Genomic DNA, 24,077 nt, shown 5'->3' with positions numbered 1-24,077 from the left:
ACGCGAGGTTCGAACACTCGGAGAACGGAACCGATTGATCGCTGCGATCCCGACGGCTAGCCGCCAAAGAACCGTTTGATCCGACCGAGCAAGCCCGGCGAGCCGTCGCCGTCCGCGTCGTCGTCGCTCGAGTCCTCGTCGGCCCCGACCGACCCCGCGAGCGGACCGGCGTCGTCGGGAACGTCGGGTGCACTGTTGCTTCCACCCGTGGACGCCGTCGCCGCCTGGGTCTCTTCCAAGTCGTCCATCGAGAGTTCGATCTCGTCGACGTCGGGCGTGGACTCGCGTCCCTCGCCCGCTTCGGCGGCCCGGACGTCCGCCCCGGTGACGGCGCCATCCTCGATGCGGGCGGCCAGTTCCTCGAGGGAGGCATCGTCGTCCGGGACGTCCTCGAGCGACGCAGCGTCGTCCGAGAGATCCTCGAGCGATGTCGCGGCGGAGTCGATCGACGACTCGCCGGCGCTACTCCCGGTCGTGCTCGCGGAGTCCGGCGTCCTCGCAGCGTCGGTCACGTCGGCGGACGCAGCCGTTTCGGTCGACTCGATCGTGTCCACCGAGTCCGCCGATTCCGCTGCGGAATCGACGGCGACTTCGTCGGCTCCTCGCTCGTCGGTCGACGGGATCTCTTCCTCGTCGAACGCGGTCGTGACGTCGCCGTCCGTCTCGGTCGGCCGGTCTTCTGTCGCGGCCGTTTCGTCGTCCGCTTCCGTCGTGCTATCGGTCGGTTCGCTCGGCGCCGATGCAGCCGTCGGTTCGTCGGCCGCCGACGCGGCGTCGTCCGACTCGGATTCGTTCCCCGCTCCCGTCGGCTCGTCCCCGTCGGTCGCGTCCTCGTCCGCGTCCGCGTTCGCCGACCCGGATTTCGTCGCGTCGAGCGAGTCGAGGATATCGTCGACGCTCTGGTCGGAGACGACCCGCTGCGGGCCGCCGCCCGGCTCGAGGCTTCCGCTCGAGGCACCGGCGTCGTCGGCCGACTCGCTCGAGTCAGCGGCCGAATCGGCCGCGGAGGGCTGGTTCGAAGACTGGTCACTCATTGTGGAGGTCTGGCCGTGCCGAGACCATAATCTTTCCCCCCTGCAGTCGGTTCGGCGTCCAGGTCCGGCGCCGGCGGCCGAGTCGTCACTCGGCCAGCGGCGGCTCCGAGAGAACTACGTTGAGCACCGCGCCGAAGAGGATGAGCATGCCGGCGAAGTAGAGCCAGGTGACGAACAGCAGGACGGCGCCGACGGCGCCGTAGGCCTGGTACTGGCCGGCGTTGGATGCGTACAGCTGAAAACCGGCCTGCAGGATCGTCCAGCCGACCGCGGCGAAGGCGGCGCCGGGGAGCACGTCGGCGAACGCGACGGAAATCGGCGGCAACACGTAGTAGATCGGTAGAAATACGAGGACGAGCCCGATCAGTAGCGTCAGCCAGCTCAGGACGCCGGCGAAGGGGAGGACTGCGGCCGCGAAGCCGACGACCCATCCGATCACGATCATCAGTCCCATCGCGCCCGCGCCCGCGACGATGACGACGAGGCCGTCCCTGAGCTGGTCGACCAGCGACTCGTCGACGACCTCGTCGTAGACCTTGTCGAAGGCGAGGCTGAGCCCGCGAAAGACCTTCAGCGCGCCCCAGGCCGAGACGGCGAGCGCGACGACGGTCGCCTGCGCGCGGCCGGATTCGGTCGTCAACGCGTCGGTGACCAGCTCCTCGCCCGCCGCCGGGAGGAAGTCGCCGGCGACCACGATCAACCGCTGGGCGGCGTCCTCGCCGCCGAGCAGCGACCCGACGACGAGCGCGAGCAACACCAGCGGGATCAGCGACACGAACGCGTAGTACGCGAAGGCGGCCGCGAGAAAGGAAACGTCGCGGTCGCTCGCCGTTCGATAGACTGCAGTGAGCGTCTCTCGAGCGTTCATGCCGGACCGAGAACGGCCACGGATAAATGACTATCAGTCCACCGCAGTTTCAGAATCGCTGTTCGGTTCGCCGGATGAGAGGTCTGCTCGTATGCGCGCTCCGATCGCGACTCGCTCCCGGCGTCACCGCTCGCGACAGAAGTTGTGCGACGCGTAGACCGCGCCGTCGTCGGCGATGTAGACGCCGACGCCGCCGCGATCCCAATCGGGCGTCCCCTGCTCGAGGATCGCGCGTCGGTGGTCGGTGGAGTTCATCCACTGGTTGACCAGTCCCTCGGCGAGCCCCTCTGCAGTCCGGTAGCGGACGGTCTCGCCCGTCTCCGAATTCTCGACCGGGCGGTCGATCCACGTCAGGGCGATGTTCTCGCCGTAGCCCCGACAGTAGTTATCGACGTCTCGAAAGCGATCCATCGGCGCCTCGTCGTCGGGATTGATATGGGCGAAGTACTCCCGCTGGGCCATGTCGTAGCTGTGGGCGCGGCCGACGGAGGCGATCGTTCCGTCCCACTCTAGGGGCTCGAGGCCGTGTTCGGCCCGGCGGTCGTTGACCTCGGCGTGGACGAAGTCCTCGACGGTCGCCGAGCCGACGGTCTCGACGTCGGTTTCGTAGCTCGAGTTCCCCGGGTCGTCGGGATCGGTGACGGCGGGGTTGCGCTCGCCCGCCGGCGGCGGGTCGGAACTCGGCGTCACCTCGCTACCGATGCCGCTGGGCCCCTCGAAATCGCCCGTGTCGACGCTCTCGAGGATTCCCGGGGCGAGGACGGTGGTTCCGAAGGCGAGAACGCCGATCAGGGCGACGGCGACGAGCAGGCGAAACAGCGACCGCAGAACGGCCCTATCGTCGGAATCAGCACGATTGGATCCGGAGGTCGACCGGGACCGGGGACACATCGTTCGAAACGAATAGATCGCAGGGTAAGTGTTCCGCGTTCGATTGCAGCCGTTGATACGTTACTGGAAGAGAGACTGTAAGCGTAACCGTCAGGTATCGAGTATCCCGCGGTCACTCGCCGAAGATCGTCTCGTGGATCCCGATCACGAGGCCGGGAACGACCGCCATGAACAGGTGCTCCTCGAGCGGGATGCCGGCGATATCGATCCCGGTTCGGAGCTTGATGTCGAAAACGCCGACGGCGAGCGTGTAGCGGTCCCAGCAGTACGCGATCGGGTACAGCGCGAGGATCGTGACGCCGGCTTTCCGGAGCGCGTTCGCCCGGCGGAGGAGGACGGCGGCGACGGCTCCCCAGAACAGTTCCGTCGCGAGGTAGGTGTACCGGCCGCAGACGCTGATATCGGGCACCATACGGAAGATAGCCATTCCAGTCCTCAAAATGGTCACCCCTGCGCCCACCCGGCTAAAACGTGCGGTATGTTCAAAAGCCCGGCGGCAGTATACTCCCCCAGAAGGATGAATATCGCTGATATCGCCACCACGGAGTTCATCGAAGTCGACGTCGGGACGCGAATGGGGAAAGTCCGATCCATGTTCGAGGACGGCAACCCCAAGGGGATCATCGTCACCGACGACGGGGAGTACGAGGGCGTCATCAGCGAGCGCGAGGTCCTCCAGTCCCACGTCGAAGACGACGCCAAGGTGGCGGCGCTCATGAAACCCAGTCGGAACGCGCCGGCCCCGCAGGTCGACCGCAACGAGGACGTCCGAGAGACGGCCCGCGTGCTCGTCGAGAGCAACGCGAAGGTCGCCCCGGTCTTCGAGAACGACGATCTCTGGGGCGTCATCACCGACGACGCCATCCTCGAGGCGGTCCTCGAGAACCTCGATACGCTGACGGTCGAGGACATCTACACCGCCGATCCGGTCACGCTCGAGGAGGACGACGGGATCGGGCGGGCGATCAACCAGCTGCGCGAACACGGCATCTCCCGACTGCCCGTGCTCAACGAGAACGGCTACCTCTCGGGTGTCGTGACGACCCACGACATCGCCGACTTCGTCATCCGGGAAAACCACACGACGACGACCGGCGACCGGGTCGGCGACACCCAGCGTCTGCTCGACGTTCCCGTCTACGACATCATGGCCAGTCCCGTCGAGACGACGACGCTCGACACCACCGCCCAGGAGGCCGTCGAGACGATGCTCGAGAAGGACTACGCGGGTCTGATCGTCACCCCCGAAGACGACGACCGGATGGTCATCGGCGTCATCACCAAGACCGACGTCCTGCGCGCGCTGACGTTCACCGAGGAACAGCGCATGGACGTCCAGATCACCAACATCTCGATGCTCGACACCATCACTCGAGAGGGGATCGTCGAGAACATCGAGGACGTCGTCGACAAGTACCAGGACATGCAGGTCCAGCACGCCCACGTCCGGTTCAAGGAACACCAGGAGAAGCTCCGCGGGACGCCGCTGGTCCACTGCCAGATCCGCCTGCGAACCAACAAGGGACAGATCGCCGGCACCGGCGAAGGCTACGGCTCCGAGAACGCCTTCCGCGTCGCCATCGATAAACTCGAGCGCAACGTCCTGGAGGTCAAGGGCGTCACCAGCGACGAGGAGTACCGCGGCCAGCTGCTCCGAAAGCTGAACGAACTCTAGAGCGCGGTTGCATCCGCGGTCGCTCCCGCGGACCGCGCGTTACGGCGTCGCGCCGTCCTCGAACTCGAGATCGACCGTTTTTCGCACGTCCCGCGCCGAGCGGGCCAGTTCGACGGTGTAGGTTCCGGAATCGATCACCCAGCCGTCGGCCGCGTCGTACCGACCGAGCGCCCGGTCGGCGAGGTCGATTTCGACCGTCCGCGTCTCGCCGGCGGGGACGGCGATCGACTCGAAGCCGGCGAGTTCTCGCGTCGGCCGCTCGACCGCGGTCGATTCGGGGGGCCGGACGTACGCCTGCACCACCTCGCGGCCGTCCCGGTCGGCGCCGTTCTCGACGGTGACGCGGACCGTCCGGTCGTCGACGACTGCCGCGTCGCGGTAGGCGAAGTCGGCGTAGGAGCGCCCGTGGCCGAACGGGTACGTGGGCTCGGCGTCGACGGAGTCGCGGTCGAAGTGACGGTAGCCGACGAACAGTCCCTCCTCGTAGTGCGCTTCGTCGTCGATTCCGGGGTACCGGCGCTCGTCGGCCGTCGGGTACGTCCCTTCGGGGGCGAACGTAACCGGCAGGCGCCCCGACGGATCGCGGTCGCCGTACAGCACCGACGCGACCGCCGCGCCGTCGGCCTGTCCGGGGTACCACGCCTCGAGGACGGCGTCGACGTCCTCGCGCCACGGGAATTCGACGGGGCCGCTCGACTGCACCACGACGACCGTCTTCGCGGCCGCGCCGGCGACCGCCTCGATGAGTTCGTCCTGCCGGCCGGGCAACCGCAGCGAGTTGCGATCCTTCCCTTCGGTCGTCCGGTCGCGGACGAAGATGACCGCGACGTCGGCGTCGCCGGCGGCCCGGACCGCGGCGTCGATATCGGGCTCGTCGGCGTCGATGCCGACTCCCGCGTCCGCCTCCGGCTCGTCGGGCACCTCGCTGTCGACGAACGGCAGCGCGTCGAACAGCGAGAGATCCGGAATCGGCTCGCAGCCGCGGGCGACCGTCACCGCGCCGTCGGCTCGCGACTCCATCCCGGCCGCCGGACTCGTCGACCGGAACGGCGTCGTCTCCGAGGAGCCGCCGCCCCCGAGTTTCGCCTCGTGGACGTTCGGGCCGACGACGGCGACGTCGGCCCCGTCCTCGAGCGGGAGGACGCCGTCGTTCTCGAACAGGACGGTCCCCCGGGCGGCGATCCGCTCGGCGAGGTCGCGGTGGGCGGGCGTATCGATGGCTCCGGTCCCGTCATCGTCGTCGCCGTCACTTCGAGCGTCGTCGGCACCTCGATCACCGTTGTCGGCACTCTCGAGGCGGCCGATCCGCTCGAGTTGCCCGAGGATCCGCCGGACCATATCGTCCAGCCGCTCGGCCGGCACCTCGCCGGCGTCGATCGCGTCGGCCAGCGGGTCGCCGAACAGGTCGCCCCTCGTTCCGTCGGGGAGTCCGCCCATTATCTCGGCGGCCTCGCCCTCGAAGTCGGCCCCGTCGAACGAGCCGTCCTCCTCGTCTCCGTCGTCGCCGTCGCCGCCGAACCCGCCCTCGATCGCGACCCCGGGCATCTCGAGGTCCAGGCCGGCGTTCGCGGCGCCGACGGTGCTTTCGGTGCCGTACCAGTCCGAGACGACGTAGCCGTCGAACCCCCACTCGCCCTTGAGCACGTCGTCGACGAGGCGGTCGTGGTCGCTCATGTACGTCCCGTTGACGCGGTTGTAGGCGGTCATCACGGACCCGGTACCGGCCTCGACGGCCGCCCGGAACGGTCGCAGATACAGTTCGCGGAGCGTCCGTTCGTCGACCTCGCTGCTGACGCGGACGCGGTCGGTCTCCTGGTTGTTCGCGACGTAGTGTTTGACCGTCGCGACGACGTCCTCGTTCTGGATCCCCTCGACTGCGCCCGCCGTCGTTTCGGCGGCCAGCAGCGGCTCCTCCGAGTAGTACTCGAAATTCCGTCCGCAGTGGGGGATCCGGATCAGGTTCGCGCCGGGCGCGAGCAGCGCGTCCTGCTCGAGCGCCCGCGCTTCGCGGGCCATCGCCGCGCCCTTCTCGCGCGCGAGGTCGGGGTCGAACGTCGCCGCGACGGCGATCGACGCCGGAAACGCCGTCGCCCGCTCTCCCTNTTGGCCATCGCCGCGCCCTTCTCGCGCGCGAGGTCGGGGTCGAACGTCGCCGCGACGGCGATCGACGCCGGAAACGCCGTCGCCCGCTCTCCCTCGGCGCGAACCCCGAGCGGGCCGTCGACCAGCCGGAAGGGCGGAACGTCGAGTCGCTCGACGCCGGGCAGGTAGCCCGTCGCCATCCCCGCGGGATCGTCGCGGCCGCTCACGAGGCGCAGTTTCTCCTCGCGGGTCATCGATGCGAGTAATTCCTCGACGTATCCGGAACCGCCACTCATGTCACCTAGTTGGTTCGTCGGCCCGGTAACTGTTTGGGAGGCGGCTATCGTAACCGAAAACTCGCGTTACTGGCGCATCGACTCGTCGCCGCCCTCGAGTCCCCGATCCGTGATTCGGAACTGGACGGACTCGCCGACCGCCTTCGAGCGGTGTTTCTCCAGCGTCGCCCGCCGGTTCCCGCCGCGAAAGCGCTCGAGGCGGAGGACGACGCCGGTCCAGTGCTCTAACGTGTTCCCGCCGAGCGCACGCGTGCGATCGGCGTCGGGATCGGCGAAGACCTGATTCGTCAGGACCACCGCGAGGTCGTGCTTGCGGGCCAGCGAGAGGAGGTGGGTCACCTGTCGGGCGACGCTGCGCAGCGCCTCGCCGCCGTCGCTCTCGCCGGTGCGCTCGAGTCGGTAGAAACCGGTCGCGCTGTCGAGGACGATCAGGTCCGCGCGTTCGGCGAACTCCTCGGTGTCCCGGACGGCCTCGGACTGTTCCTCGAAGTCGACGGCGTCCTCGATGACGATCCGCGAGGCGACGGCCTCGACGTCCTCGTCGTCGACTCGGGCCGAGAGCAGTTGCTGGAAGCGGTCGACCGAGACGCCCTCGGTGTCGACGTAGACCGCGGTCCCGCCGGCGACGGCCGTCTCGACGGCCGCCGACAGCGCGAGGTTGGTCTTCCCCGCCGCGGGCGGGCCGTACACCTGCGTGACGGTTCCGCGTTCGAACCCCCCGCCGAGTAACTCGTCGACCGGGCCACAGCCGGTCGGTATCGCCTCGTCGTTCACGGTTCGAGTTGGCAGGTGGCCCGCAAAAAGCCCCCGGAACGGGCCGGTGAGCGATCGCGGACGGTCGAGCGGCCTCGAGCAAACGTGAGACGGTCCCGATCGCCGAGTCGCGACGGAGGACCGAACGGATGCTTCGGCGGAACCGATACGCGTTCGCTAGCGGACGCGAGAGCGCTCGCGAGAAGACGATTACTCGTTCAGCCGGCCGGGTGAACGACCGATGCCGGTGGTTCCGACGCGACCACAGTTCGGGCAGTTATAGTACGTTTCGGGCCCTCGATGTGCCGTTTCGCTCCGCTTGATTTCGGCGGATCCGCAGAAAGGACAGTAGCTGATCTCGCTGACGGTCATCTGTAGTGGAAAGTCGCCGAGTCAGGATATATACGTTGAGACGATATCGAGCGATGAGCCGCGGACGGGCGCGTCGAACGACGCGTGAGCGGTTGCTGTACGTTTATTCCTCCGGAAGACGAACCTCGAGGCGTGATCGTCGTCGCCACAGCAGATTTCGAGGTGTACCACGGCGTCGTCAACGAGCTCCGGGAGCGCGGGACCCAGTTCACGACCGTCGAGCCCGATGAAGAACTCCCGGAGCGGACGACGGTGGTCGTCACCGGCGCCGACCACGCCGACGACTTCGCGACCGTGACGACCGTCGTCGCCGATCCGGACCACCCGCGACGCGCCGTCGACCAGGCCCTGACCGCGGTTCGGGGCAACGGCGGCCGAACCATCATCGGCGTCGATCCGGGCCGGAAACCCGGCATCGCCGTCCTCGCGGGGGAGATGGTCGTCGCCGCCTTTCAGGTGCCCCTTTCCGACGCCGTGGACGTGATCCAGCGCGAGGCCGACGAGGCGACCAATCCGGTGGTTCGAGTCGGGGACGGCGCCCGCCTTCAGAGCGCCAAACTCGTCAACGATCTCGAGGACGTGACGGTCGAACTCGTCGACGAGACGGGGACGACGCCGTACCTCGGAACCGGTTCGCGGGGGATGGGCGACGTCCTCGCGGCGGCCAACATCGCTCGGCTCGAGGGGGAGGTCGTCGACTCGCGGGATATCGAACCGACCGCCGGCGAGCTCCAAGTGATCAAGGATCGCTCGCGCGAGCAAAGCGAGGAGAACCGGGCGATCGACGAGGTACTGGCTCGACGGGTCGCGGCCGGCGAGTTGACGATCGACGAAGCGCTCTCGGAGCACCGCACCGATAACGATAGCGACGACGCCGGCACCACCGAGGACGATACGGACGACACCGGCGACGACGCGACGGCGAAGCCGTCGAATGCGGACGTAGACGGAGACTGAGAGTAACAGCGGCTGATAACCGACTGCCGACGATCGAGACTGATTCACTCGTCCCGGTTCGGATCGACTCGGCCAGGATCGACTCGAGTCGGAGCCGTCTCAATTACGATCGGCTCGGTCGGGCTCGTCTCGGTTCGACTCGAGTCAGGTCGACGCGACTCGAGACACGACGTCGGCGACGCGGTCGTCGAAGAGAAAAAGCGATCGCTCGGGAATCGCCGTTACGGCGCGATCCAGACGTTCGTCGCGGCGACGGCGGTCATCTGGACGTTCTCGTTCTCCTGCATGCTCACCTGCGTCGCGGCGGCGTCCCCGTCGTCCTCGGCGACGGCGATCGCCGAGTGCTGTTCGTTGACGTTCTCCTGGGTCACGAACTGGGTCTGCTCGAGGGCGGCCGTCGCGTCCTGCGTGACGTCGCTGTTCTGCTCGGCGCTGGTGTCGTAGTCGTAGGACATCCCCGGCGCGTTCTCGACGTCGTTGCCGCCGACGGTGACGGTCGTACTCGAGGTCTGCGCCTCAGAGTCGTACGTGTACCCCGGCGACGCGTACACGTTGAGCGCAGCGGCGGTGCCGATCTGTGCGTTGTAGTTCCGCTGGGAGGCCATCTGGACGGCCTCGGCCTCGCTGTCGTTGACAGCGATGGCGACCGCCGTGTTCTGGAGGTTGATGTTAAGCTGCTCGACGGCCTGCTCCTGCTCGACGCTGGTCGTCGCGGTCTGGGAGTCGTCCTTGTCCTTCTTGTTCTCGGACGGCGTCTCCGTGTCGACGACGCTGCTGTCGCCGGCGGACGCGACGTTCATCTCGCCCATCGAGGCGAGCAGGTTGGCGGCGTTGGCGGAGCCGGTCTGTTCGTTGAGGTTGGTCTGATCGGTGACCTGGATCGCCGTCGCGGTGCTGTTCTCGCCGACGGCGATGGCGACGGCGGCACCCTGTTCGTTCACGTTCGTCTGTTCGACGGCCTGTTGCTGAGTCAGCCAACTGTTCGCGTTCTGCTCGGTGTACTCACCCTGGCCGGCGTAGATGTTCGACGCGTTGGCGGCACCTTCCTGCAGGTTCTGGTTGTGCTGGTCGGTCTGTTGAAGGGCCGTCGCCGAACTGTTCTCCGCAGCGAGGGCGAAGGCGACGCTTTGTTCGTTGTAGTTCCCCTGCGCGACGTCCTGGGTCTGGGTCACGCTGGCCTCGGCGGACTGCGTGACGGTCTTTTTGTCGCCTTTCTCCGTGGCGACGCCCCAGCCGTTGAACTGCTGGCTGCCGCCGTCGCCCATGATCATGTAAACGGTGCCGACGTCTTCGAACTGAGTCGTCTGGCTGCTGACGACGTTGTTCTCGGCCGACGCCTCGCCGGTCTGGGAGTTGGCGTTGAGCTGGTTGGCCTCCTGGATGGCGGTCGCCTCGCCGCCGTCGATCGCGATCGACACCGCCTCACCCTGCTCGTTGATGTTCACCTGGTCGACGTTCTGGTGCTGGACGACCTCGGTGTTGCTCATCTGATCCGCGTTCAGTTCCTCGGACGCGTGAGCGTCGATATACTCCTCGAGGCTCGTTTCGTTGAGATCGGCGCCGAAGACCAGGTAGAGGTCTTCGCCGTCCTCGAGCGCGTGAACCGAATCGGCCTGAACGTCGTCGTTGCCGCCCGCCATCGCGGCTGGCGCGCCGGCGGCCAGCATCGATATGGAAACGATACAGGCCATCAATACTGTCGTATACCGTGAGCGTCTCGTGTCTTCCTCTGTCATGGTAGCTCTGATTTTCGATCGTGAGTTTGTTCTGTTGTTGGACGATTCGACGCGAACGGTCCTATTCCAAAGACAGACTTTGTTATCTACAGGTTGGAAAACGTATTAGTCGCCCTACTAACTAGAACTCCGCCGCTACTCGCGGAAACGACCGTCTACCACCGTCAGACGACCGCTCGGACGGACGATTACGCGCCGCCGTCCGGAGGTGTCGACGGATCGATACGCGATACGCCACTACAGTCGACTCGCACTCGAAATTCTTTGGTTCGAGACGCTTCTTCGATAGCGAAACCCAAAACTACCGACGATCGTAGTGATCGAATGACCGTTTCACGATCGAAGGGAGATCCAGCGCACGGTAATCGACAGTGAACGTGAACGGTTGTCATCGACGGCGAGGAGACGCCGGCTTCAACGACCGCCGCGATCGGCACGGCGCGACGGCTGTCGTGGGAGCTCGCGGCGCCTCCCGACGCGATGCGGTCGACGCTCGCCGGACGGGCCGAGAGCGGACACCGACGATCAGCGCCGGGGACGGGAGCCGCGGGTCTCAGAGCCGATCGATCCGTCACCGCTGCCTGATCTGCGATTCCCGCGCGATGAGTCCCAGTGTGTAGACGCGACGATGCCGGCATCACGCGACCTCAGAGCGGTGAGTAATCGACTCTCGAAGCCGTCGAACCGACGGTATCGATGAGCGCACGCTCGTTCACGGCGACGAACTGTTCTCGTCGCAGAGACTATTACGACGTCGCGATCAAAGTTACAACCGTTCTACACGGGCTATTTCGAAGACGGCACGGAATCAGTTCTGCGGGAAATTCCGGTAGTAGCGAATATCTATCCGCGTCTGCGTAAATATTACACACGTCCCATTAGATTTCCTACCCATCCTAACGATTGTAACTGTCCGCAATATCGGCTATACATCGTAACCGTTGGGCGGTTTAATACGGAACCCGGCTGTTGTCCCGACTGGGCAACACGGCACGTTGGACGCTCGAGACGGCTGGATTCGCGAGCCGTGCGACGCGAATCGGTCACGATGGAGTGGTGCTCGAGCGTCCATGCGTGTGTGGGTGCCCATGATCAACCATGAAACGCGCAATCTCGATGCTGCTGGCGATCGCACTGGCGTGTAGCTTCGTGTTCGCAGGCGGAGCTGCTGCACAGGTCAACGACATCGATCAGGATACCGACCAAGACGCGGACCTCTTCCAGAAGGCGGACGCGGACGTCAAGCAGTACCAGGACGTCGACCAGACGAACGTCGGCCTGCAGGGCGGTAACGCCGCGTACGCAGCGTTCGGCGACGCCACGGCCCAGAACAACCTAGACCAGACCAACAACAACGCGCAAATCGGTATCGCTGAAGCCGAGAACGAAGGCGAAATCGACCAGGACGCCGACCAGGAAGCCGAGAACGAGTTCGAGTTCGACGTCTTCTAACTACCTGATCAACAATGAAACGCGCAATCTCGATGCTGCTGGCGATCGCACTGGCGTGTAGCTTCGTGTTCGCAGGCGGTGCGGCTGCACAGGTCAACGACGCCGATCAGGATATCGACCAAGACGCGGACCTCTACCAGAAGGCGGACGCGGACGTCAAGCAGTACCAGGACGTCGACCAGACGAACGTCGGCCTGCAGGGCGGTAACGCCGCGTACGCAGTGTTCGGCGACGCCACGGCCGAGAACAACCTAGACCAGACCAACAACAACCTCCAATACGGTGAGGCCGAGGCCGAGAACGAAGGCGAAATCAACCAGGACGCCAACCAAGACGCTGAGAACGAGTTCGAAGTCGACTTGTTCTAGAGACGCCCGGCTCGTCACTTATTTTTCGCCGTCCGGATCGCCGCGTACCGCAGTTGTGCTCCGAGCAGCCAACGGTAGACGGTTCGTCGGAATAGGTCATGAGTAACGATCGAGTCGCGTCCGAAAGCACAGCGAGAACACGCTCTCCGATCCGGGACCGCGTTCGACTCACGTTCGGACGCGAAAAACGTCGAATAACACGCCGTAGAGTCGTTTCCTACGCCGGTCTCGCGAACCGATGCCGTCGCGTTAGCCGTCGGTTAGCAGACGCATATCGGCGAAACAGTTCTATTGATTAATGCCCGAATCTGTCGACGAGTGAGTCGCTGGGGACGGGTAACGTGCCTCGGTGTCTAACTGAACTATGAACCAACGAACCGCGATGGCGCTAACGATCGGACTCGCGGCAGCGGCGGTCGTCGCCGTGGGTGCAACGGTGATCGCTGCACCCGGCGACCCCGTAAGCGATTCGACCGAAAACACATCAGAAAACATGACAGAAACCGAATTCTCGTGGGGTACGGTAATCCACGAAACCGACGCCGAAACCGGCGACACCAACGTCGAAGTGATCGTCGACGCCGACGATGACGTCTCGATATCGACGATAACGGCCCCCAATGCGACGGATATGCACGACGACGAAGCGACTGCGGACGATGCAGCCGTCGAGTCGTTCCCCTGGGGGGCAGTGATCCATGCGACCGATTCCGACACCGGTGCGACCGATATCGAAGTGATCGTCGACGCCGATAATGACGTCTCAGTCTCCGTGACGTCGGTTTCCGAAAACGGCGCTCAGACGTCGACGTCGTCCGTCACGTCCACGAGCGAAACGAGCACGAGCGGGACGAGCGTCTCGCAGTCGACCGTTTCGTCGACGACGGTCTCCAGCTCGTCAGTGACCAGTAGCTCCACCGACGTCACGCAATCGTCGAACTGGACCGACGACGACTCGATCGAGATCGATATCGATACCGAGACGGAGGACGACTAACTCGAGCGGATACGCCGCTCCGGGATGTGGCTTCCGAGCGCCGCTGATTCCGCTTTTCTAGTGGTCCTGTTCGTCCAGCACCGCTCGCTCCGCGCGGCGGGTGACCTCGCGGATCGGGACGTCGGTCTCGCGTGCGACCGTCAGCGCGTCGTCGTGCTCCGCGCTCACGTCGTATACCTCGCCGTCCGCGTCGCTGGCGATTTTCACGGTCACCTCGTAGGTTTCGCCGTCGATCTCGAGGGTCACCGTCTCGAACACCCGGTTCGCGATCCACCGGTGGGTCGCGCCGGCGTCCCGTACACCCAGCGTTCCGGTCTCTTCGGCCAGCGCTCGAGCGACCCGTTCCCGATCCGCGGGCTTGCAGATCACCTTCACGAGGTGGCCGGGACGGGACTTCTTCATCGTCGCCGGCAAGATCGAAACGTCTCGCGCGCCCGCGTTGGCCAGCGTCTCCTGTAGGCCGCCCAGCACCTCCGGCGTCGCGTCGTCGAGGTTCGTCTCGAGGACGGCGATGTCGTCCTTCACGAGTTCCCCCTGCGCGTCGCCGACCAGGACCCGGAGGACGTTCGGATGGGGGTCGAGGTCGTAGCCGCCGGCACCGTAGCCCACCCCGCGGAGATCGAGTGAGGGCAACGAGTCGACGCCGTCGGCGAAGTGGCCCAGAATCGCCGCCCCGGTGGGAGTCAGCAGTTCGGCGTCGACGGGGCCGCCGCGAAGCGACCAGTCCGCGCGCTCGGCGATTTCGACGACGGCCGGCGTCGGGACGGGATACTCGCCGTGGCTCATCGAGACGCTGCCGCCGCCCGTCGCGAGCGGCGTCGTGACGATCCGATCGGGCTCGAGGTCGTGGACGAGCAGGGCGGCGCCGACCACGTCGGCGATGGCGTCGTCGGCCCCGACCTCGTGGAAGTGGATCTCCTCGAGAGACTCGCCGTGGACGCTGGCCTCGGCCTCGCCGAGCAGTTCGAAGACGGCGAGCGCGTCGCGTTCGACCGCCGGCTCGAGGTCCATCCCCGCGACGATGTCGCGGACCTCGCGGTAGCTCCGGTGGGGGCCGTGGCCCTCGGCGCGGACGTCATCTCCGTCGGAATGAGCGTGAGCGTCCGCGTCGGCGTGAGTGTGGCCGTCGTCGCCGTGCTCGTGTGCGTGGTTGTGGCCGTGCTCGTGTGCGTGGTGGTCGACATCGTCGTGGTCGGCATCGCCGTGATCGTGTCCGTGGCCGCCGTCGCCACCGGACTCCCCGTCGCCGTCGTGCCCGCCGGGATCCGACGCCGAATCGTCGGTCAGGAACACGTCGACCGTCGTCGACGAAATACCGCACTTGACCGTCTCGTCGATTTCGTACGCCACCGCGAGGTCGTCCGTCACGGCCTCGAGGACGTCGGGATCGGCGCCGGCATCGAGCAAGGCGGCGAGGATCATATCGCCGCTTGCGCCCATGCGGCCGTCGAACGCGAGGAGTTGCATAGCTAGGTCGCCGGGTGGAACGATCAAAAAGGCATCCTCTCGGCGCGACTTCCACTGAGGATGACCGGTCCCGCGCCGCGTTCTCGAGGCAGTGTCGGTACCACCAAAACCGACCGATGCCGGTACATCTATGTGCGCTGCCGTACCAGTTAGATGTGGTATCAAGTGGCACAGGCAACGACGTAGGCTAGCAAAAAACCTATCCGCTCACGAAGCGGAATCACTGACATCGCCGTCCATCCCGAATCATGAACGAAGTTCAACTGGAGGTTGCGAAGGCGTACCCGAACGACTCGGGTCGTGGTATCGCCCGACTCGACCCGGACACGCTGTTGCATCTGAAGCTGAGTCCGGGCGACATCATCGAAATCGAAGGCGCCGACACCACCGCCGCGAAGGTGTGGCGCGCCGACCGGCAGGACTGGAACACCGATACGGTTCGCATCGACGGGTTCACCCGTCAGAACGCCGACGTGGGGATCGGCGAACGCGTAACGATCCGCAAGGCGGAAGCCACGAAGGCGGATAAGCTCACCCTCGCACCCCCCGAGGAGGCGTCGGTCCAGTTCGGTTCCGACGCCGCCGGCATGGTGAAACGACAGATCTTGAAGCGGCCGGTCGTCGGTCGCGACATCGTCCCGGTCATGTCCTCGACGAACCATCCGTTCATGCGGTCGCCCGGCCAGGCGATTCCGCTCATCGCCGTCGAGACGGAACCCGAGGGCGTGGTCCTCATCACCGAGGACACCGACGTCGAGCTTCGCGAGGAGCCGATTTCGGGCTTCGAGAAGACCGGCGGCGGCATCACCTACGAGGACATCGGCGGTCTGCAAAGCGAGATCCAGCGGGTCAGGGAGATGGTCGAACTCCCGATGAAACACCCGCAGATCTTCAAGAAGCTCGGCATCGAGCCCCCGCAGGGCGTCCTGCTCCACGGGCCGCCGGGCACCGGGAAGACGCTGCTCGCGAAGGCCGTCGCCAACGAAACCTCCGCGAGCTTCTTCTCGATCGCGGGGCCGGAGATCATCTCGAAGTACTACGGCGAGTCCGAACAGCAGTTACGGGAGATCTTCGAGGACGCGACCGAGGAGTCGCCGTCGATCATCTTCATCGACGAACTCGACTCCATCGCGCCCAAACGGGAGGACGTCACCGGCGAGGTCGAGCGCCGCGTCGTCGCCCAGTTGCTGACCATGATGGACGGTCTCGAGTCCCGCGGTCAGGTCATCGTCATCGCGGCGACCAACCGCGTGGACTCGGTCGACCCCGCCCTGCGCCGGCCGGGTCGGTTCGACCGCGAGATCGAGATCGGCGTCCCGGACAAGGACGGCCGCAAGGAGATCCTGCAGGTCCACACCCGCGGGATGCCCCTCCAGGAGTCGATCGACCTCGACCAGTACACCGAGAATACCCACGGCTTCGTCGGGGCCGACTTAGAGAGCCTCACCCGCGAGGGCGCGATGAACGCCCTCCGGCGCATCCGTCCCANCGACCAACCGCGTGGACTCGGTCGACCCCGCCCTGCGCCGGCCGGGTCGGTTCGACCGCGAGATCGAGATCGGCGTCCCGGACGAGGTCGGCCGCGAGGAGATCCTGCAGATCCACACCCGCGGTATGCCGCTCTCGGACGACGTCGACCTCGGCCACCTGGCCGACGAGACCCACGGCTTCGTCGGCGCCGACATCGAGAGCCTCACGAAGGAGGCCGCGATGAAGGCCCTGCGCCGGTACCTCCCCGAGATCGATCTCGACGAGGAGGACATCCCGCCGAGCCTGATCGACCGGATGATCGTCAAGCGCCAGGACTTCCGCGGCGCCTTGAACGAGGTCGAACCCTCGGCGATGCGGGAGGTGCTCGTCGAACTCCCGAAGATCTCCTGGGACGACGTCGGCGGGCTCCACTCCGCCAAGGAGCAGGTCCAGGAGTCCGTCGAGTGGCCCCTCTCGAACCCCGAGCGGTTCGACCGGCTGGGCGTCGATCCGCCGGCCGGCGTCTTGCTGTACGGGCCGCCGGGCACCGGGAAGACGCTCATGGCGAAAGCGGTCGCCAACGAGACCAACGCGAACTTCATCTCGGTGCGCGGCCCGCAACTCCTCTCGAAGTGGGTCGGCGAGTCGGAGAAGGCCATCCGGCAGACCTTCCGCAAGGCGCGGCAGGTCTCGCCGACGGTCATCTTCTTCGACGAGCTCGACGCGCTCGCGCCGGGCCGAGGCGGTGAAACCGGCTCGAACGTCTCCGAGCGAGTCGTCAACCAGCTCCTGACGGAGCTCGACGGGCTCGAGGAGATGGAGAACGTGATGGTCATCGGCGCGACCAACCGACCGGACATGATCGACCCCGCGCTGCTGCGCTCGGGGCGGTTCGACCGGCTGGTCATGATCGGCGAACCTGACGTCGACGGCCGCGAGCGGATCCTCGAGATCCACACCCAGAACACGCCGCTGGCCGCGGACGTCACGCTGCGCGAGATCGCCGAGATCACCGACGGCTACGTCGGCAGCGACCTCGAGTCGATCGCCCGCGAGGCGGCCATCGAGGCGCTGCGCGAGGACGAGGAGGCCGACATCGTCGAGATGCGCCACTTCCGGCAGGCCATGGAGAACGTCCGGCCGACGATTACCGACGACATCCTCGACTACTACGAGCAGATCGAAGAGGAGTTCCAGGGCGGCGGATCGGGCGGCCCCGGACCGACGGGTCGCCGCGACAGTCGGATCGGCTTCCAGTAATCGCACCCTCGGGCTGGACGCGTTATTTTTCGCGGTTTTCGACCGACGAGCGGTCGCCTCTCGGAGCGGCGTCTGAACTGGGCCTCGCTATCGATGGGAGACCAGCCGATAGCGACTCGAGTCTCCGCTCTCCCGACCCGCGCCGTACGCCGGCCGCGGGCGTTTCCGATCGGTCGTCGGCTCACTCGCTCGACGATCGACCCAGATCCAGCGCGTGCCCGAACTCTTCGCGCAGCGCCCGTCGCTTGACGAGGACGAAGCCGACCGCGATGAAGCCGAAGCCGGCGGCCGTCGTCGCGTCGACGACTTCTCCGAGGTAGAGCCAGCCGACCAGCGCGGCGACGATCGGCGCGACGTAGGAGACCATGTTGATCTCGACGGCGCCCAGTCGCTCGAGCAGATCGAAGTAGAGCAGAAAGCCCAGCGCGCTGGCGACCAGCGACAGGTAGCCCAGCGCGCCGAGCGCCTCGGGATGGGTCCACGTCGACGGCTCGAGCGGTTCGCCGAGCGCCAGGCTGACGGCGTGCACCAGGAGCGCGCCGCCGATCATCGACCAGGCCTCCATGGTCTCGATCGGGAGCGAGGCGTCGATCCGGCGGGTGAGGACGCTGCCCAGTCCGAAGGCGGCGGCCGCACAGAAGACGAGTCCCGTCGCGACGGCGTCGACCGACAGCAGGTTCGACGGATCGGGGCGCGCGACGACCGCGACGCCGAGCAGGCCGACCAGGAGGCCGCCGACGCCGACCGGGGAGAGCGCGTCCGAGGGGACGAGCAGGCGGGCGAACCCGGTGGTCAGCACCGGCGAGAGGCTCACGACGATTGCGGCCGCGGCCGCCGTCGTGTGTTGCTGGCCGACGAAGAGGAAGGCGTGGTAGGCCGCGATCAACAGGACGGCGCCGACGGCGACCAGCGACCACTCGCCGCGGCCGCGGGGTCGCCAGTCGTCGACCGCGACGGCGGCGTAGGCGAGCATCAGGACGCCCGCGATGTCGTACCGAAAGGCGGCGAACAACACCGGCGGAAAGTGGTCGAGGCCGGCGCTGATCGCGACGAATGCGGAGCCCCAGACGGTCGCGAGCGCGAGAAAGCGAACGAGATCGCGAAAACGACTCATATCGGCCGTCTCGTCGGCACGGTTCTACGCGTTTCGATTCGAAACGGGGTCGACGAACGGGATCGAAAAAGATCGGACGCTGTACGGAATGGACGGCCGCTGTACGACGAGCTGCGTTACCGCGACGCTCGAGGGTTAGAGCGACGGCAGTTCGCGGATCTCCGGCTCCTCCTCGGTCTGCCGGAACTGCTCGAGCAGCGGCTTGATGTCGTCGAACCCGTCGGCGAGGACGATGTCGCCGTTGCGGAGGTCGTACTCGATGATGTCGTAGTCGGCGAGTCGCGGGAGGTGGTTGTGAACCAGCGAGACGTAGACCCGCTGTCGGTCCTCCTTGTCGATCTCGACCGGGTGGACGTCGAACTCCCAGGCGGCGATTCGGCTCACGACGTCCTCGAGGTGGGCGCCGCGGTTCTCGGCGAGCTGGTAGAGCAGGAATCGGCGTTCGGACTCGGCGAGAAGGGAGCAGGCCGCTTCCATCCGGGTGGCGTTCGCGTCGTTCATACTTCGATGAAGGCATCCGGCCATATTACACCTACTGCCAACACAGATAGGGGCGATCGGCTGAACAGTCGGCTCGGGCCGTCCCGAAACCCGCCGACTGCGGGCGACTGCCCCATATCACCGACTGATAGCACCGACCGATTTCGGTCGGCCGGAGCCGCGCAGTTCGACCGCGGTCGATCACGTCCACGAACTCGGGCCGTCCGTCCGTTCGGCGGCCGCCCCGTGGAGGTGACAGGCGACCGGATGCGAGCCGTCGCCGAGGCCGGGCGCTTCCCGTTCGCAGACGCTCTCGTACTCGGCCCGCAACCGGTCGGCGGCGGCCGCCCAGTTGCCCGCCGTGAGTTCCGCGAGCGCCTCGTCCACGACGGCCTCGTGACGCGGCGGCAACTCGCTCTCGAGTAACCGATCCTTCAGCGCCGCGGTCGCGGCGGGAACGTCCTCGTCGGACGCGCCGTCGTCGATATCGAACTGTTCGTCGGTATCGACCGTCTCGAGCGAGACGTCTCGCCGCTCGATCCGCTCGCGAAGGGTCATGAGTTCGCGGTAGGTCTCCCGTTCGATGTCGAGACCTTCGGGCGGGATCACCATCGGACAGCGGGTCCGGAACCGGCAGCCGCTGGGCGGGTCCCGCGGCGATGGCACGTCGCCGGCCAGCGTCTCCCGGTCGCGCTCGCGCTCGTCGGTCGACGCCCTGGGAACGCTCTCGAGCAGGGCCCGCGTGTAGGGGTGTTTCGGCGCCCCGAACAGCTCGTCGACGGGACCGATTTCGACGATCTCGCCGAGGTACATCACGGCGACGCGGTCGCAGACGTGGCGGATCACCGAGAGGTCGTGACTGATCAGCAGGTAGGTGAGGTCGAACTCGTCCTGGAGGTCGTCGAGCAGGTTTAGCACCTGGGCCTGGACGGAGACGTCCAGCGCCGAGGTCGGTTCGTCGAGCACGACGAACTCGGGTTCGACGGCCAGCGCGCGGGCGATGCCGATCCGCTGGCGCTGTCCGCCGGAGAACTCGTGGGGGTAGCGGTCGAACTGGTCGGCCGAGAGGCCGACGCGCTCGAGAAGGTCGCGGACGCGGTCTCGCCGCTCTCTCTCGGTGCCGACGCCGTGGACGTCCAGGGGCTCCCTGACGGTGTCGCCGACGGTCATCCGCGGATCGAGACTCGAGAACGGGTCCTGAAAGACGATCTGCACCGCGCGCCGGAACGCGTCGAGGGCCTCCCCCTCGAGGGCGAAGACCGGCTCGCCGTCGAACTCGACTCGGCCGTCGGTCGGCTCCTGAAGGCGCACCATCGTCTCGCCGGCCGTCGACTTGCCGCAGCCGGATTCGCCGACGAGACCCAGGGTCTCGCCCTCGTAGATCTCGAAGCTGACGCCGTCGACGGCGCGGACGGGGACCGGTTCGTCGCCGAACAGCCGGTCGAGCAGCGAGTCGTGCTCCCAGAAGTACTTGCGGAGGTCGTCGACGCGGACGAGCGGGTCGCCGACGCTCACTGGTGTTCACCCCCGGTCGTCTCGGTCGGCGGGTGCGACTGCTCTTCCGGCGGTTCCTCGTCGGGTTCCTCCGGCCCAGCGTGTTTGTCGGCGGCGGGTCGCTCCGTCTCGCCGAAGTGGTCCTCGGACAGCGCCCGCGTCTCGTCGTACGTCGTCTCGGCGAGGACGCACCGGGCCTCGTGGTGGTCGCTTCCCGCGGCCGGGTACTCCGGCGGATGCTCGAGACAGTCCTCCATGGCCTTCGGGCAGCGGTCGGCGAACCGACATCGGTCGGCCATCTCCTCGTCGAGCAGGCTCGGCACGTTCCCCGGGATCGGCTCGAGGCGACCGCGCGCGCCCTCGAGATCCGGGATCGACCCGAGCAGCCCCTCGGTGTACGGATGGACGTGGTCGTCGAAGACGTCCGCGAGGGTCCCCCGCTCGACGATCTCGCCGGCGTACATCACGCCGACCCGGTCGCACATCCGGGCGATGACGCCGAGGTTGTGGGTGATCAGCAGGATGGTCATGCCGGTTTCGGCCTGCAAGTCGTCGAGCAGGTCGAGGATCTGGGCCTGGATGGTGACGTCCAGCGCGGTCGTCGGTTCGTCGGCGATCAAGACGTCGGGTTCGCCGGCCAGCGCCTGGGCGATCATCGCCCGCTGGAGCATTCCGCCCGAATACTCGTGGGGGTACTCGTCGGCCCGCTTGACCGGGTCCGGGATACCGACCAGTTCGAGCAGTTCGATCGCCCGCTCGCGGCTCTCCGGCGTGACGTACTTCCTCGAGGGAAGCACCGTCGAGAGCGCGTACGAGGCAAGCGAGTACTCCCGGGTCCGGGCCCGCGTCGACCGCGGGTTCGCGCTGGCCCGACGCTGGACTTCGACGGCTTCGGCGAGTTGCTCGCCGACCGTCAGCGTCGGATTGAAACTGCTCTCGGGATCCTGAAAGATCATGCTGAAGGCGGTGCCCCGAAGCGAGTCCCGGACGCGTTCGGGGAGCTCGAGCAGGTTCACGAGCGTTCCGTCGACGGCGTCGGGGTAATCGTCGCCGACCGCATCGGCCAACTCGGCGTCGTCGAACCAGATCTCCCCGTCGGTGATCCGACCGGGCGATTCGACCAGGTCCATGATCGAGCGGGCGGTGACGCTCTTTCCGCTGCCGCTCTCGCCGACGATCCCGAAGACCTCGCCGCGTTCGATCCGCACGTCGAGCTCCGAGACCGCGTTGATCTGTCCCTCCTGCGTGAAGAACCGCGTCGAGAGGTCGCGAACGCGAAGTATGTCGTCTGGTGTCGTCATCCTCGTTCACCTTCGATGTTCGGATCGAGCGCGTCGCGCAGCCAGTCGCCCAACAGGTTGACGGCGATCACCGACAGGACGATCCCGATCCCCGGAATCGTCGCGATCCACCAGCGCGTCCGGAGGTAGTCCTGGCCGCGCTGGATCTCGTAGCCCCACGAGAGCGTCGTTCCCGAAAAGCCGAGAAACGAGAGCGAACTCTCGAGCAGGACGACCGCGGCGACCTGAATCGTCGCGAGCACGATCACCGGCGTCAGGCTGTTCGGCAGCACGTGTCTGCGGAGGATCGTCCAGTCGCTCGCGCCAATGCTCCTGGCCGCCTTGACGTATTCCTCGGTGCGGACGGACATCGCCTCGCCGCGGGCGACGCGGGCGAACCAGACCCAGGTGACCAGCGCGACGACGATCGTGACGGTACCGGGGATGGCGGTGCTCTCGGGCATCCCGTCGGCCAGCCCCGCCATCACGATCGGATCGGGAACGCCGATCCCCGAGGTGCCGAAGACGCCGATCAGGGCGAGCGCGAGGACCAGCGAGGGAAACGCCAGCATAACGTCCGCGATCCGCATCATCACGTCGTCGACGCGGCCGCCGTAGTAGCCCGCGATCAGGCCGAACGGGACGCCCATGAGAACGGCGAGTCCGGTCCCGAGGAGTCCGACCAGCAGCGATGTCCGCGCGCCGTAGACGAACCGGGAAAAGACGTCCTGGCCGATGTTGTTCGTCCCGAGGAGATGCTCCTCGTTCGGTTCGACCTCGACCTCGACGAATTCGCCGTCCTCGCCGATTTGCGTGGTGTACTCCGCGCCCCGCGGCGGGTACTCGTTGCCGTTCTCGTCGACGTAGCCGGTCCGCGTCGGATCGTGGGTCGCGATGATCGGGGCGAACACCGCCATGAGCAGGACGCCGACGAGGAGCACCAGTCCCAGCTTCGCCAGGAGGCTCCGGTCGAACTCCCGCTTCAGGTTCGATCGCAGTCGCTCGGGGATCATTCGTCGATCACCCGCGGATCGAGCGAGGCGTACAGCGCGTCGACGACGATGTTGATTAGGACGAAGGAGATGCCGATGAAGACGATAATCCCCTGCATGAGCGGCCAGTCGCGGGCGTTCAGCGCCTGAATGAGACGGTCGCCGAGACCGGGCCAGCTGAACACCGTCTCCGTGATGACCGCGCCGCCGATCAGCGTCCCCAGCTGGAGGCCGAGGACGGTCACGATCGGGATCATCGTGTTCCGGAGGACGTGCTTGTACCGGATCAGCGCGGCCGGTAACCCCTTGGCTTCGGTCGCGTCGACGTACGGCTTGCCGAGTTCGTCGAGCATCCCGCTGCGCGTCAGTCGCGTGATCAGGGCCGTGAAGTACGTTCCCAGCGTGATCGCCGGCAGGATGATGTGTTTGAGCCACACGACGAGCCCGGTGGCGTAGCCGGTCGTCGCCAGGGCCGTCAGGGCCTCCGCGAGACCGACCGGCCGTCGGCCGGTCGGAAACAGCCCGAGTTGCACGGCGAGAAGCAGGATCAACATCAGGCCCAGCCAGAAGTTCGGCGTCGAGATCCCGAGCAGCGAGAACATCGTCGCCCCGTAGTCGGCGGGTTCGTTCCGGCGGGACGCGCTGATCACGCCCAACGGTACCGCGATGAGGATCGCGATGATCGTCGCCGCGATCGCCAGCTCGAGGGTCGCCGGGACCCGTTCGATCACCATCGCCTCGACCTGTCGACCCGACTGGAAGGAGTAGCCGAAGTCGCCGACGACGATCCCCTGCAGGTAGTCGGCGTACTGGACGTATATCGGTTCGTTCAGTCCGTACTGTTCTCTGACCTGTTCGCGGAGGTGCGGGTCGGCGGCCTCGCCGACGATCAGGTTCGCCGGATCGCCCGGCGAGACGGCCCGCAGCGTGAACATGACGGTGACGACTCCCCAGACGACGAACACGCCCTGAAGGAGCCGTTTCACCAGGAATTTTCCGAGTGCCATCTGATGGTAACGTCGTTTGCCCCCTTACGGAG

At 66.5% G+C, this 24,077-nt stretch carries 18 protein-coding genes and 3 pseudogenes; 7 read left to right on the top strand and 14 right to left on the bottom strand.

Annotated features, from left to right (window positions below; all coding sequences use genetic code 11):
* Nucleotides 1-56: 56 nt before the first annotated feature.
* The 4 genes from C477_RS12945 to C477_RS12930 all read right to left on the bottom strand — a co-directional run bounded on the left by C477_RS12945 (nt 57) and on the right by C477_RS12930 (nt 3,205).
* Entirely contained in the window at nt 57-1,034 is a 978-nt protein-coding gene (locus tag C477_RS12945; RefSeq protein WP_008894947.1) for a prolipoprotein diacylglyceryl transferase, read from the bottom strand.
* Nucleotides 1,035-1,119: 85 nt separating this feature from the next.
* A complete protein-coding gene (locus tag C477_RS12940; RefSeq protein WP_008894946.1) occupies nt 1,120-1,902 on the bottom strand; it encodes a YihY/virulence factor BrkB family protein in 783 nt (260 codons plus the stop codon).
* Nucleotides 1,903-2,025: 123 nt separating this feature from the next.
* Complete coding sequence (locus C477_RS12935; RefSeq protein ID WP_008894945.1) at nt 2,026-2,793, bottom strand: CAP domain-containing protein; 768 nt, start codon at nt 2,791-2,793, stop codon at nt 2,026-2,028.
* Between the two features lie 112 nt (nt 2,794-2,905).
* Complete coding sequence (locus C477_RS12930; protein WP_008894944.1) at nt 2,906-3,205, bottom strand: lycopene cyclase domain-containing protein; 300 nt, start codon at nt 3,203-3,205, stop codon at nt 2,906-2,908.
* Between the two features lie 105 nt (nt 3,206-3,310).
* Between C477_RS12930 and C477_RS12925 the strand changes: the two genes are divergently transcribed.
* Nucleotides 3,311-4,468 (top strand): CBS domain-containing protein, encoded by a 1,158-nt coding sequence (locus C477_RS12925; RefSeq protein ID WP_008894943.1) that lies wholly within the window; start codon nt 3,311-3,313, stop codon nt 4,466-4,468.
* 39 nt (nt 4,469-4,507) lie between these two features.
* Here the strand turns inward: C477_RS12925 and C477_RS12920 are convergent.
* Nucleotides 4,508-6,846, bottom strand: a pseudogene (locus C477_RS12920) (beta-glucosidase).
* 66 nt (nt 6,847-6,912) lie between these two features.
* Complete coding sequence (radB, locus tag C477_RS12915) at nt 6,913-7,620, bottom strand: DNA repair and recombination protein RadB (RefSeq protein ID WP_008894942.1); 708 nt, start codon at nt 7,618-7,620, stop codon at nt 6,913-6,915.
* Between the two features lie 483 nt (nt 7,621-8,103).
* On the opposite strand from radB, the gene C477_RS12910 reads away from it, so the two are divergent.
* Nucleotides 8,104-8,928 carry a hypothetical protein gene (locus C477_RS12910; protein ID WP_008894941.1) on the top strand — a complete coding sequence of 275 codons (825 nt, stop codon included), beginning with the start codon at nt 8,104-8,106 and terminating at the stop codon, nt 8,926-8,928.
* Between the two features lie 221 nt (nt 8,929-9,149).
* Here the strand turns inward: C477_RS12910 and C477_RS12905 are convergent, their stop codons facing one another.
* Nucleotides 9,150-10,595 carry a hypothetical protein gene (locus C477_RS12905; RefSeq protein ID WP_008894940.1) on the bottom strand — a complete coding sequence of 482 codons (1,446 nt, stop codon included), beginning with the start codon at nt 10,593-10,595 and terminating at the stop codon, nt 9,150-9,152.
* A gap of 1,167 nt (nt 10,596-11,762) precedes the next feature.
* Here C477_RS12905 and C477_RS12900 point away from each other — a divergent pair.
* The 3 genes from C477_RS12900 (at nt 11,763) to C477_RS12890 (ending at nt 13,481) form a co-directional block, all read left to right on the top strand.
* A complete protein-coding gene (locus C477_RS12900; protein WP_008894939.1) occupies nt 11,763-12,116 on the top strand; it encodes a toxin transporter in 354 nt (117 codons plus the stop codon).
* Nucleotides 12,117-12,130: 14 nt separating this feature from the next.
* Nucleotides 12,131-12,484, top strand: coding sequence for a hypothetical protein (locus C477_RS12895; protein WP_008894938.1), 354 nt, complete (start codon nt 12,131-12,133; stop codon nt 12,482-12,484).
* A 364-nt stretch (nt 12,485-12,848) separates the two neighbouring features.
* On the top strand, nt 12,849-13,481 hold the full coding sequence (locus C477_RS12890; protein ID WP_008894937.1) for a hypothetical protein: 633 nt from the start codon (nt 12,849-12,851) through the stop codon (nt 13,479-13,481).
* A gap of 57 nt (nt 13,482-13,538) precedes the next feature.
* Here C477_RS12890 and larC read toward each other — a convergent pair whose 3' ends face one another.
* Entirely contained in the window at nt 13,539-14,948 is a 1,410-nt protein-coding gene (gene larC / locus C477_RS12885) for a nickel pincer cofactor biosynthesis protein LarC (protein ID WP_008894936.1), read from the bottom strand.
* Between the two features lie 248 nt (nt 14,949-15,196).
* Between larC and C477_RS12880 the strand changes: the two are divergent.
* Together C477_RS12880 and C477_RS12875 are read left to right on the top strand one after the other, a co-directional pair.
* Nucleotides 15,197-16,435, top strand: a pseudogene (locus C477_RS12880) (AAA family ATPase); the annotation flags it as partial.
* Nucleotides 16,431-17,678: pseudogene (locus C477_RS12875) on the top strand (AAA family ATPase); the annotation flags it as partial. The pseudogenes C477_RS12880 and C477_RS12875, both read left to right, overlap by 5 nt.
* A 181-nt stretch (nt 17,679-17,859) precedes the next feature.
* Here C477_RS12875 and C477_RS12870 read toward each other — a convergent pair.
* From C477_RS12870 to C477_RS12845, 6 genes are all read right to left on the bottom strand, one after another.
* Nucleotides 17,860-18,792, bottom strand: a complete 933-nt coding sequence (locus C477_RS12870) for a DMT family transporter (RefSeq protein WP_049914525.1) — start codon at nt 18,790-18,792, stop codon at nt 17,860-17,862.
* A gap of 135 nt (nt 18,793-18,927) precedes the next feature.
* Nucleotides 18,928-19,293, bottom strand: coding sequence for a DUF7344 domain-containing protein (locus tag C477_RS12865; protein ID WP_008894933.1), 366 nt, complete (start codon nt 19,291-19,293; stop codon nt 18,928-18,930).
* A gap of 180 nt (nt 19,294-19,473) precedes the next feature.
* Entirely contained in the window at nt 19,474-20,787 is a 1,314-nt protein-coding gene (locus C477_RS12860) for an ABC transporter ATP-binding protein (protein ID WP_008894932.1), read from the bottom strand.
* On the bottom strand, nt 20,784-22,067 hold the full coding sequence (locus tag C477_RS12855) for an ABC transporter ATP-binding protein (protein WP_008894931.1): 1,284 nt from the start codon (nt 22,065-22,067) through the stop codon (nt 20,784-20,786). Before C477_RS12855 ends, C477_RS12860 begins: the two co-directional genes overlap by 4 nt.
* Nucleotides 22,064-23,059, bottom strand: coding sequence for an ABC transporter permease (locus C477_RS12850; protein WP_008894930.1), 996 nt, complete (start codon nt 23,057-23,059; stop codon nt 22,064-22,066). The genes C477_RS12855 and C477_RS12850 overlap by 4 nt, the downstream gene beginning before the upstream one ends.
* Nucleotides 23,056-24,045, bottom strand: a complete 990-nt coding sequence (locus C477_RS12845) for an ABC transporter permease (RefSeq protein WP_008894929.1) — start codon at nt 24,043-24,045, stop codon at nt 23,056-23,058. Before C477_RS12845 ends, C477_RS12850 begins: the two co-directional genes overlap by 4 nt.
* Nucleotides 24,046-24,077 lie beyond the last annotated feature (32 nt).

Source organism: Haloterrigena salina JCM 13891, from assembly GCF_000337495.1.
GTDB classification, from domain to species: domain Archaea; phylum Halobacteriota; class Halobacteria; order Halobacteriales; family Natrialbaceae; genus Haloterrigena; species Haloterrigena salina.
Note: the sequence above shows the minus strand (reverse complement) of the source record. Positions and strands in the feature narration are given on the sequence as shown.